Source organism: Pseudomonas sp. WS 5010 (assembly GCF_012985565.1).
Taxonomy (GTDB): domain Bacteria; phylum Pseudomonadota; class Gammaproteobacteria; order Pseudomonadales; family Pseudomonadaceae; genus Aquipseudomonas.
In genome coordinates this window covers 756,736-768,334 of the sequence record NZ_JAAQWQ010000002.1, presented here as the reverse complement: position 1 = coordinate 768,334, position 11,599 = coordinate 756,736, and the positions used below count along the sequence as shown (strand labels likewise).

The 11,599-nt window shown below is 61.0% G+C and carries 8 protein-coding genes; 5 read left to right on the top strand and 3 right to left on the bottom strand.

Features of this window, described 5'->3' with window-relative positions; all coding sequences use genetic code 11:
- Positions 1-86 precede the first annotated feature (86 nt).
- Together HBO11_RS08040 and HBO11_RS08035 are read right to left on the bottom strand one after the other, a co-directional pair.
- Entirely contained in the window at positions 87-1,145 is a 1,059-nt protein-coding gene (locus HBO11_RS08040) for a tetratricopeptide repeat protein (protein ID WP_169952487.1), read from the bottom strand.
- Positions 1,146-1,220: 75 nt separating this feature from the next.
- Positions 1,221-2,114 carry a bestrophin family protein gene (locus tag HBO11_RS08035; protein WP_169952485.1) on the bottom strand — a complete coding sequence of 298 codons (894 nt, stop codon included), beginning with the start codon at positions 2,112-2,114 and terminating at the stop codon, positions 1,221-1,223.
- A gap of 255 nt (positions 2,115-2,369) precedes the next feature.
- Here HBO11_RS08035 and HBO11_RS08030 point away from each other — a divergent pair, with 255 nt between their 5' ends.
- From HBO11_RS08030 to HBO11_RS08010, 5 genes are read left to right on the top strand one after another with little or no spacing between them, the layout of a single operon-like run.
- Positions 2,370-4,022, top strand: a complete 1,653-nt coding sequence (locus tag HBO11_RS08030) for an AMP-binding protein (RefSeq protein ID WP_169952483.1) — start codon at positions 2,370-2,372, stop codon at positions 4,020-4,022.
- A gap of 21 nt (positions 4,023-4,043) precedes the next feature.
- Positions 4,044-4,811 (top strand): SDR family NAD(P)-dependent oxidoreductase, encoded by a 768-nt coding sequence (locus HBO11_RS08025; protein WP_169952481.1) that lies wholly within the window; start codon positions 4,044-4,046, stop codon positions 4,809-4,811.
- Between the two features lie 12 nt (positions 4,812-4,823).
- Positions 4,824-6,017, top strand: a complete 1,194-nt coding sequence (locus HBO11_RS08020; RefSeq protein ID WP_169952479.1) for an acetyl-CoA C-acyltransferase — start codon at positions 4,824-4,826, stop codon at positions 6,015-6,017.
- A 9-nt stretch (positions 6,018-6,026) separates the two neighbouring features.
- Positions 6,027-7,154, top strand: coding sequence for an acyl-CoA dehydrogenase (locus HBO11_RS08015; RefSeq protein WP_115128144.1), 1,128 nt, complete (start codon positions 6,027-6,029; stop codon positions 7,152-7,154).
- A gap of 14 nt (positions 7,155-7,168) precedes the next feature.
- The gene (locus tag HBO11_RS08010) at positions 7,169-7,942 is read left to right on the top strand and encodes an enoyl-CoA hydratase (protein WP_169952477.1); all 774 of its coding nucleotides are present in this window, start codon (positions 7,169-7,171) and stop codon (positions 7,940-7,942) included.
- Between the two features lie 66 nt (positions 7,943-8,008).
- Here HBO11_RS08010 and HBO11_RS08005 read toward each other — a convergent pair whose 3' ends face one another.
- On the bottom strand, positions 8,009-11,542 hold the full coding sequence (locus HBO11_RS08005; protein ID WP_170058859.1) for a membrane-targeted effector domain-containing toxin: 3,534 nt from the start codon (positions 11,540-11,542) through the stop codon (positions 8,009-8,011).
- Between the last annotated feature and the right edge of the window lie 57 nt (positions 11,543-11,599).

Below are 11,599 nucleotides of genomic sequence, written 5' to 3'. Positions count from 1 at the left end.
TTCACTTGACCGTTGGGCTGTGGGGCGGTTCAACGTTTTCTTGTTTTTGTGCAAGGCAGTCCACAGATTTCAATGCCTGGCGCGCGTCACAGGCCTTGTTGCAGGGCCGGATCGTCCGGGTTTTGCTGCTCCAGCTGGGCCAGCAGCACCTGCACGTTCTGCAACTGGCCGCTTTCTTTCCAATAGTTGATCAACAGCACCCGCGCCTTGCGGTTGGCCGGGTGGCGCTGGACGATTTCTTCCAACTGGCGCTGGGCGGCTTCCAGTTCCTCCTGGTCGTGCAGGGTGGTGGCCAGGTCGTAGCGGTAATCCTGGTTGTCGGGTTCCAGCTCCACCGCCTTGGACAGGCCCAGCAGCGCGTACTCGCGCTCGCCATGGTGCAGCAGCCACATGCCCAGGGCATGTTGCAGGTAGGCTGACTCGGGGTGGGCTTGCAACTGGGTGGCGAGCACCTGGCGCGAGTCATCGACCTTGCCCTGTCTGTCCAGCAGCTCGATGCGCGCGACCACTGCCGGCAGGTTCTGCGGATCCAGGCGCAATGCCTGTTCCAGGGCATGTTGCGCCTCGGGCAGCAGGGCGCTGTGAATGTACAGGCGTGCCAGCTGGATCCAGCCTTCGGGGCTTTCAGGCTGGGTCTTGAGGTACTTCACATATTCATCCAGCACCAGCTGCAAGGGGCCGAAGTACAGGCCCAGGGTGTCGGGCGACAGGCCCAGCAGGGCATTGGCGGCGGCAAACCGTACGCTTTGTTCGTCATCATCGAGCAATGGGCCGAGCAACAGGGTGCGCTGGCCGCTGGGCACCAGGCCGACGATGCTGGCGATGGCCGCCTGGCGCACCAGGGGGGATTCGTGGCTCAGGTCCTTGTCCGCCAGCTTCAAGGCCTGGGGGCTTGGGTAGTTGTGCAATTCGCCGTGCAGGGCGGCGCGGCGGATGTCGGAGAGGTCCGGCCGGCCCAGTTGCTGATACAACACGCGCGCGGCGCCAGGCTCGCCGTTATGTGCCTGTTTCAGGGCCTTGGAGTAACCGTGGGCAACAGCCGGCGGGACGGACACGCTGGGGGTGCGGGAGAAATACCAAAAGATCAGTGCGACAAACAACAGGGCGCTCAGGCCGATGATCGCGTAACGGCGTGACTTTGACATGCAGGCGTCCGAAAGCTGGGCAGCTAGTGCAAAGTGGTCAGCTTCGGTCAGACACCGACGAGTGTCAAACCTGTGTCACGTCAGTACGTAGTCCACGGGCTCCAGGGGCGCCGGCAGGGTGGTTTCGCCGAGAGCCGCGAGGATCTCCCGCTCCAGGGTACGCACGATGGCATTGCACGGCAGGTCGTTTTCATCGAAGCCAAAAGGGTCTTCGAGATCGTCGCCGATCTCATCCAGGCCAAAGAAGGTGTAGCTGACAATGGCGGTGAAAATCGGCGTTAGCCAGCCCAGGGGCTCGGCCATGGCAAACGGCAGGAGGATGCAGAACAGATAGATGGTGCGGTGCAGCAGCAAGGTGTAGGGAAAGGGCAGCGGCGTGCTCTTGATCCGCTCGCAGGCAGCCTGTACCTGGCTCAGGCCGACCAGGCGGGTTTCCAGCTGGGTGTAGCGCCAGTCGCTGATCCGCCCCTGTTGCGCGGCGTCCGAGCAGTGGGCCCCGAGGGTTTGCAGGATGCGGTCGGGCGGGTTCGGGTGGCGGGGTTCCACGTTGATCCACGGCTTGATGGCACTGGCTTCGTCTTCCAGGCGCAGGCGCGCCACCAGGCCGTGGGCAAAGCCGCACAGGCCGCGCAACAGGCATTCGCGCTCGCCGGGCAGGGTAAAAACCTGGCTCTCACGGATCAGCGAGCGGATTTCAATGACCATCTGCCCCAATTGCTTGCGGCCTTCCCACCAGCGGTCGTAGCAGGCGTTGTTGCGAAAACTCATGAAGATCGACAGCGACAGCCCCAGCAGGGTGAACGGCGTGGCGTTGACCTTGGAGAAATAGGCTGGGTGCAGGGTTTCCACCAACACGATCACCGAGGCCAGCAGCGTGACCAGCAGGCTGCGCAGGGCAATGCGCTTGGCAATCGAGCCCTTGAGGGAGAACAGGATGCCGAACAGGTTGGGTTTGGGGCGAACAATCATCGAGGGGGCTTCTTCGGTGGCGCAGGCCCTCAGATTAGAAGCTGGTGGGCGGGGCGTCCAATCGCTTGGGTTGACCGGCTGATTGTTGGCCTCTATGACCCAACGGTTTGTTCCACGGCGCCATTGGCCAAACCAGTCAGCCACATTGAAAGCTTTGACCATTGTCCATGCGCCGCTCTGGCGCCACTATTTGCGCAGCTTCACCCCGCAAAAGCACGCCCCCCAAAACAACAAAAGACACAGGGATTTGCCACGATGCGCGATTATTTGGCTGCGACCACCCAGTTCAACTACCAGCAAACCGTCGAGGCCGCACTGGCCGGCCACCTGCAAGGGCTCAATGCCTGCGTCGAATGCTGTGACCGGCACGTGCTGCCGGGGCGCATTGCCTTGTTCTGGGAGGGCAAGGATGGTCGTAGCGCCACCGTCACCTTCAGCGAGTTGCAGGATCAGGCCGCGCGTTTGGCCAACTTCCTCCTGGCCCAGGGCGTCAAGCGTGGCGACAAGGTGGCCGGCCTGTTGCCGCGCACTGCTGAATTGCTGGTGACGGTGCTTGCCACCTGGCGCATCGGCGCGGTCTACCAGCCGCTGTTCACCGCGTTCGGCCCCAAGGCCATCGAACACCGTTTGAACAGCTCCGGCGCGGCGCTGGTGGTGACCGACGCGGTCAACCGCAGCAAGCTGGCCGAAGTCACCGACTGCCCGACCATCGTCACCGTGGCCGGCGCCAAGGGCGAAGGCATTGTGCGCGGCGATTTCAGTTTCTGGGCCGAGTTGCCCAACTATTCGAATGTGTGCGAACCGGTGTTGCTGGGCGCAGACGATCCGTTCCTGCTGATGTTCACCTCTGGCACCACCGGCCCGTCGAAGGCCCTGGCCGTGCCGCTCAAGGCCCTGGTCGCGTTCCAGAGCTACACCCGTGACGCCGTGGACCTGCGCCCCGAAGATGCGTTCTGGAACGTCGCCGATCCGGGCTGGGCCTATGGCATCTACTTCGGTGTGACCGGGCCACTGTCCATGGGGCATCCGATCACCTTCTACGATGGCCCGTTCACCCTGGAAAGCACCTGCCGGGTCATCAATAAGTACGGGATCACCAACCTTACCGGCTCGCCGACGGCCTACCGCCTGCTGATCGCCGGTGGCGAGCAGTTCGCGCGCTCGATCAAGGGCCGGTTGCGCATTGTCAGCAGCGCTGGCGAGCCGTTGAACCCGGAAGTGATCCGCTGGTTTGCCGATAACCTGGGTGTGACTATCCACGACCACTACGGCCAGACCGAACTGGGCATGGTCCTGTGCAACCACCACGGCCTGGAACACCCGGTGCATGTCGGCTCGGCCGGCTTTGCCTCGCCGGGGCACCGCATCGTGGTGCTGGACGACAACCACCAGGAATTGCCCGCCGGCCAGCCGGGCATCCTGGCGATCGACCGCGAGCAGTCACCCATGTGCTGGTTCGAAGGCTACGACGGGGTCAAGACCAAGGCCTTCGTCGGCAAGTACTACTTGAGCGGCGACACCGTGGAGTTGAACCCCGATGGCAGCATCAGTTTTGTCGGGCGCAGTGACGATGTGATCACCACTTCCGGCTACCGCGTGGGGCCGTTCGATGTGGAAAGCGCCTTGGTCGAGCACCCGGCGGTGATCGAAGCCGCGGTGGTCGGCAAGCCGGACGCCGAGCGCACCGAACTGGTCAAGGCCTTCGTGGTGATCAACAGCCAGTACCGCGCCGACGCCGAGTTGGCCGAGGAACTGCGCCAGCATGTGCGCAAGCGCCTGGCGGCCCACGCCTACCCACGGGAAATCGAATTTGTCAGCGACCTGCCCAAGACCCCGAGCGGCAAGCTGCAACGGTTTATTTTGCGTAACCAGGAAATCGCCAAGGTCCAGGCAGCGACCACGGCTTGATCCCTCTTCAAGGAAACAATGATGCAGATTGAGAACAAGGTATTTATGGTCAGCGGTGGCGCTTCGGGCCTCGGCGCGGCCACTGCCCAGATGCTGGTGGCGGCGGGCGCCAAGGTGATGCTGGTGGACCTGAACGCCGACGCCGTGGCGGCCCAGGCTGCAAAGCTGGGCTCGCAGGCGCGCAGCGTGGTGGCGGATATCAGCCAGGAAGCCGCCGCCGAAGCGGCAGTACAAGCAACGGTTGCAGCGTTTGGCGGCCTGCATGGGCTGATCAACTGCGCAGGCGTGGTGCGTGGCGAGAAAATCCTCGGCAAGAACGGCCCGCATGGGTTGGCCAGCTTTGCCCAGGTGATCAATGTCAACCTGGTCGGCAGTTTCAACCTGCTGCGCCTGGCGGCGGCGGCGATTGCCGAAACCCCGGCCGATGCCGACGGTGAGCGCGGCGTGATCATCAACACCGCTTCGGTGGCGGCCTTCGACGGGCAGATCGGCCAGGCTGCGTATGCGGCGTCCAAGGGCGCGATTGCCAGCCTGACCCTGCCGGCCGCCCGTGAACTGGCGCGCTTCGGCATCCGCGTGATGACCATCGCCCCGGGCATCTTTGAAACGCCGATGATGGCCGGCATGACCCCGGAAGTTCGCGATTCCCTGGCCGCCGGTGTGCCGTTCCCGCCACGCCTGGGCAAGCCGGCCGAGTACGCCGCGCTGGTCCGGCACATCATTGAAAACAGCATGCTCAATGGCGAGGTGATCCGTCTTGACGGTGCCTTGCGCATGGCGGCCAAGTAAGGAGGATTTGTCATGACTCAGCTCCACGATCCCATTGTTATTGTCAGCGCCGTACGCACACCCATGGGCGGCTTCCAGGGCGAACTCAAGGGCCTGACCGCGCCGCAACTGGGCGCCGCCGCGATTCGCGCTGCCGTCGAGCGCGCCGGTATCGCCCACGACGCCGTGGATGAAGTGCTGTTCGGTTGCGTGCTGCCCGCAGGTCTCGGTCAGGCGCCGGCACGCCAGGCAGCGCTGGGGGCCGGCCTGGATAAATCGACACGTTGTACCACCCTCAACAAGATGTGCGGTTCGGGCATGCAAGCGACGATTCTCGCCCATGACTCGCTGCTGGCCGGCAGCGTGCAGGTGGTGATTGCAGGCGGTATGGAGAGCATGTCCAACGCACCTTACCTGCTGGACCGTGCGCGCAGCGGCTACCGCATGGGCCATGGCCGGGTCCTGGACCATATGTTCCTCGATGGCCTCGAAGACGCTTATGACAAGGGCCGCCTGATGGGCACCTTTGCCGAGGATTGTGCCGAAGCCAATGGCTTTACTCGCGAAGCCCAGGATGCCTTTGCCATTGCCTCGCTGACCCGCGCGCAGCAGGCGATCAGTGCCGGGCGCTTCAGCGCCGAGATCGTCCCGGTGCAGGTCACCGTGGGCAAGGAACAAAAGACCATCACTGACGACGAGCAGCCGCCCAAGGCGCGCCTGGACAAGATCGCCACCTTGAAGCCGGCGTTCCGCGAAGGCGGCACGGTGACGGCGGCCAACTCCAGCTCGATCTCCGACGGTGCGGCGGCTTTGCTTTTGATGCGCCAGTCCGAAGCGCAAAAGCGCGGGCTCAAGCCCCTGGCAGTGATCCACGGCCACGCGGCCTTTGCCGATGAGCCAGGGCTGTTTCCGGTGGCACCGGTGGGGGCGATTCGCAAGCTGATGAGCAAGACCGGCTGGAGCCTGGGTGACGTCGACCTGTTCGAGATTAACGAGGCCTTTGCCGTGGTCAGCCTGGTGACCATGAGCAAGCTGGAAATCCCCCACGACAAGGTCAACATCCACGGTGGCGCGTGCGCCCTGGGGCATCCGATTGGCGCATCCGGTGCGCGGATCCTCGTGACCCTGCTTTCGGCGCTGCGCCAGCGGGGCCTCAAGCGCGGCGTTGCCGCCATCTGCATCGGCGGCGGTGAAGCCACGGCCATGGCTATCGAGTGCCTGGATTAAGGAAACTATATGTTGCCCAATGACGAACAACTGCAAATCAGCGATGCGGCCCGGCAATTCGCCCAGGAGCGGCTCAAACCGTTCGCTGCCGAGTGGGACCGCGAGCATCGCTTCCCCAGGGAGGCTATCGCTGAGATGGCCGAGCTGGGCTTTTTCGGCATGCTCGTGCCGGAACAGTGGGGCGGCTGCGACACTGGGTACCTGGCGTATGCCATGGCCCTGGAAGAGGTTGCGGCCGGTGATGGCGCCTGCTCGACCATCATGAGCGTGCACAATTCGGTGGGCTGCGTGCCCATCCTCAAGTTCGGCAATGACCAGCAGAAAGAACAATTCCTCAAGCCCCTGGCCAGCGGCGCGATGCTCGGTGCGTTTGCCCTGACCGAGCCCCAGGCCGGGTCCGATGCCAGCAGCCTGAAGACCCGCGCGCGCCTGGAGGGCGATCACTACGTGCTCAATGGCTGCAAACAGTTCATCACCTCCGGGCAGAACGCCGGGGTGGTGATTGTGTTTGCCGTGACCGATCCTGCGGCCGGCAAGCGTGGGATCAGCGCGTTTATCGTGCCCACCGACTCGCCTGGCTACACCGTCGCGCGGGTCGAGGACAAGCTTGGCCAGCATGCATCCGACACCTGCCAGATTCTGTTTGAGGATGTGAAGGTGCCGGTCGCCAACCGCCTGGGCGAGGAGGGCGAAGGCTACAAAATCGCTCTGGCTAACCTTGAGGGCGGTCGCGTGGGCATTGCCTCGCAATCGGTGGGCATGGCCCGCGCCGCGTTTGAAGCGGCCCGTGATTACGCCCGCGAGCGGGAAAGCTTCGGCAAGCCGCTGATCGAGCACCAGGCCGTGGCGTTTCGCCTGGCGGACATGGCCACCCAGATCGCCGTGGCCCGGCAGATGGTGCACTACGCCGCCGCCCTGCGCGACAGCGGCAAGCCTGCGCTGGTGGAGGCGTCCATGGCCAAGCTGTTTGCCTCGGAAATGGCTGAGAAAGTCTGTTCTGCCGCCTTGCAAACCCTGGGCGGATACGGTTACCTGAGCGACTTCCCGCTGGAGCGGATCTACCGTGATGTGCGGGTCTGCCAGATTTATGAAGGCACCAGTGATATTCAGCGCATGGTCATTTCGCGCAATCTTTGAAGAGGAACGGATCGATGAGTTACGAAACCATTTTGCTCGACGTTCAAGGCCGTGTCGGGCTGATTACCCTCAATCGCCCGCAAGCGCTGAATGCCTTGAACGCGCAATTGGTCAGCGAAGTGAACCAGGCCCTGGACAGCCTGGAAGCCAATCCCGAGATCGGCTGCATCGTGTTGACCGGCTCCAAGAAAGCCTTTGCCGCTGGCGCCGATATCAAGGAAATGGCCGAGCTGACCTACCCGCAGATCTACCTCGACGACCTGTTCAGCGACAGCGACCGTGTGGCCAACCGCCGCAAGCCGATCATCGCGGCGGTCAACGGTTTTGCCCTGGGTGGCGGCTGCGAACTGGCGTTGATGTGCGACTTTATCCTGGCCGGCGATACGGCCAAGTTCGGCCAGCCGGAAGTCAACCTCGGCGTCCTGCCGGGCATGGGCGGCACCCAGCGCCTGACCCGTGCGGTGGGCAAGGCCAAGGCCATGGAAATGTGCCTGACCGGGCGTTTTATCGATGCGGTGGAGGCCGAGCGTTGCGGCATCGTCGCGCGGATTGTGCCGGCGGACGAACTGCTGGACGAGGCGCTCAAGGTTGCGGCGCTGATCGCCAGCAAATCGGTACCGATCAGCATGATGGTCAAGGAAAGCGTGAACCGCGCTTTTGAAGTCAGCCTTTCGGAAGGTGTGCGTTTTGAGCGCCGGGTGTTCCACGCAGCCTTTGCCACTCAGGATCAGAAGGAAGGCATGGCCGCGTTCGTGGCCAAGCGCACTCCAGAGTTCAAGGACAAGTAATGCGTGGGTAGAATCATCTGAAATACAGGTCCGGCGTAGGACCTGTGTTTCATATCTATATGCTGATCAAGGTTGGGGGTGCCTGACCTGAAACGAGATTGTCAGGTCTCCCATCGGAGTCGTCGGACCCGGTACGTGGCCCGGTGGCACAACAAACGTATTGGTCAATCCATCGCTGGGACCGGTCATTTTTTTTGGAAAAATGCCGATGCTCAGGCCTCCAGTCAATTCAGCCATGCCGGGCACCCCCAACTGGGTATTTGTATGGAACCGGCCGACCAAGGCGATCCACTTCTCACCGCCGCTGGTTGCCTTGATGGTTTGTGCGGCGTAATAGTTGAATCGTTCGAGCCGCTCCTTGGCATCAGCAACGCTGTATTCTTTTGTGGAGAGTGTTGGGTTATATCGTTGTGTTAAATAGACATGGTCCAGAGGAAGCACCTCTATGCCATTTTCTTCGAACTTGCGTTTAAGCTCTTCAAAGTTCGGTTGGGTGCGTTTCTGGTTTGTATCCCCAAGCCAGCCAATACCGTCGTCCCTGATGCCTGAAGGGTAATCCGCCACGCCTTCGATATAGACCCTTTTTACTTTTTGCCGAACGAATAAATCCATGTTGTCGTAGAGGAGTTGGAAGCTGGCCCTTTCTCCATGGTTCTCTCCAAACACCAGGCCATCGGATGCCTGTAATCCTTTGGTGATTACTTCTGATGCTGGAACGGGGGTGGGGATAGATGGAATCGCAGGCCGTGGTGGGATGTTGCCTGCATTTGCCGAGTTGAAGTAGGCATGCATATCGCTCTCAAATTTCAACGCGGTATCGACTAATGCATTTTGGCTTGAGAAGTGCTCACCCTGCCATTTTCCCTTCATGCTGAGTGCGTAATCCCCGCTGGGTAGTGCTTTTGGCGGCGGCGGTGGGGCTGCTGGGTAGACCTTGCGCCAGATTCGTTGCAGCGGGTTGTAGCGCCGAGAGTGTGGATGATGCAGGGTGAGCCAATCACGATTGACTGGCATCAACGTGTTCAAGGGGGTGAAATCTTCAAGAGGGCTGCCATAGGCCTGTTGGGTACCTTCATCGTAGGCGTACCATTTGCCCTGTTGCTGCACCGCGAGCGTGTCGCCGGATTGGTCGGCGTACTTGAATGTGCCTGTTGCTGCAGCGTCGTATTTTTGGCTGGCGGCCACCAAGTCATAGCTGTCTGCGCTGCCCCGCAGCGCTTGTATCTTATGGGCTGCTCCCTTGGCGCCCGTTTTGGCGAGTCGCGCTGTGCCCATCAGCAAGTCTCCTACGCCGCTCAGAGGGTTCAGGACCTCGATAGCGCTGACGCCAATCGCTCTTGCCAGTCCCAGTGCCTTGGCCGTGCTGGACGTTGCCGTCGATACCACTTTCCCTGCCCTGGCAGACGTTGCCGCGCCTGCGGTCAGAAAACCCAGCAGGTCCAGCCCCAAATCCATCACGCCGTCGGCGTAGTTGCCCTGTTGAAAGTTGACAATGGCCGATCTCAGCGGAATCAGGTTCAACAGCAATTCATTGACCTTGTCTCGCGAGGCTTGCTCCTCGTCAAAGGTGGTGACCCCCCGCGCCTGTTTGAGCACGTCTGCGTTATCCAGGTCAAAGGCCTCGACAAACGCATCAGCGATATCCTGCGTCCTGACGCTGGAAAAACTCTGTGGCGGCAACGCACTGCCGGGAGTTGCGTCCAGCCGCGCTGGGCGTTCGGCATCGCCGATGTTGAACTCCTCTGTTCTATGGAGCCTGTTGGCGTTACGGAACTCTGTCAGCGACAGTTTTCCCCGGGCGATAGCACCTTTTGCCAGATCAACTTCATACACGATTGGAGGGTTATCGCGTCCGACTTTGATCAGCATTTTTTTGCTTTTTGAAGTGAGGGCGGGCGGCGAAAAAAAATCCGTCGCGATGGTATACGTCCTTTCTTGATAGAAGTGGATCTCCCCCGACTCAAGGTTTTTACGATCGGCTAACGGTAACTGGGCAATCATGTGTTTTATCGCGGTTTTAATGCCTTGTTTTTGTACGCTGATAGTGTCGTCGAATGCTGTTTTGAAACTGTCGAATACGTTGACTTTCTCGCGCGCGTTAAGGCTGTCGATCGGGATGCGACTGTCCGTCGCTTTCCATTTGGGAACGTCGTGATGGTCCATCATCGCGATGTCCAGCATCGAGTAGGTGCCCTGATGAATCTTGGCGCTGCGAAAGTAATAATCAGCCTTGATACATTTTTCTTCGAAGGGAATGCCTTTGCCAAATTGTTGCTCAAGCTTGGCCAGCGCGATTTGCTTCAGGTCGGGTATTGGCGTGCGCAGCTGGCTCGAAGCAGTTGCCCGCTCATCCAGTTGCTGGTTGAAGTCGCTGCGGGCGCGTTCGATTTCAGCGCTGCTGTAAAGGCTGTCATCTTTTTTATCGAGAACGCCGTTGGCAACCGCCCAGTCAATTAACACAGCCGTTTGGGTTGCATCGTAAACAGATGCATCGCTGGCATCGGCGATGCTCATGACCTGGGCGTAACTCATCTGTGGCGTAACGCCTGGTGTGCTGGCTTCTATCTTTGCCACCGCCAGGTGAAAGCTGGCCCAGGACTGGCTGCCATAGGTCACTTTGTCAGGGATATCCTTGACCAGGAACTGAGGTGCAAGACGCGCCAGCAACAGATGCGCTCCCAGTTGAGCGGTCGCCATGGTGGCCTTGCCGGTCGTGACCAGATGGTTGCGCAGGGCGTTGACAATAGAGGAGGGCGACTTGCCCCAATGTTGCTCCTGGGCGAGGTCAAAGCCTGCGACTGTATTTCTCTGGGGGTGGCTGATGGATTCTGAATCGAGCCCCAGGTTGATTGCTGTCAACACGTAGTCGCGGGTGCTGCTTGGTGTCTGGACACCGTTAAGATGAGTTTGGATTGCCTGCCCCAGCGCTTGCCCGCGGGGTGACTGGATAAGTTTTTCCAGCGCCTGGCCGGGGTCCTGGAGTTCGGCCCCGGACAACGGCACGGCGTCGGCAAGATAACCCAGCGGCCCGGCGCGATGGTCTATCAAGGGGAGGTCTGATAAGCCTGCCGAGTTGGTCGTGAAGAGCGTAAGGACAGACTGCTGTTGCGAAACGCTCAGGGGTAAAGGCCAGGACAGTCCACCACCGTAATTGCCGTATGGCGGCTGCAACGCCTGAATTGCCATAGCTTTAGCCAGGTCCGACAATTCGGTTCGGGTACGCGGCAGTCTGACGTCGCTCTTTATCAAGAACCGTTCAAGGTCGACGGTGGTTGTATCCCGGGAAGGTTGTTGCTGAACATACGAAGAGTCGACGTCAGGGGTAAACGTCACCCCGGCCAACGCTGACGCCACGGCTTGCGCGTCGGCTTCGGGTGCCAGGCCTTGGGCCGCCTGGTCAAGAAGCTGCGTCAGGGATTGCCAGTTACGCTGGTCCCCAAGGGCCCGCTTCAGGTCGGGGCTGCGGGTTTCTGCCTGGGTAGGTGGCGTGTTGTGCACGACGGTTGATGGCTCAACCGCTGCCTGGAGCGCCCTGGGGGAAGGGGATATTCCGTTTGTCGCAAAACCTGGAGTGAAAGGTATTACTGCAATTGGGGGCATCGCGGTTCACCTGTGTGGGACGACACTTCTGAAAGCATTCAGGCCTTCAGTTTTCCC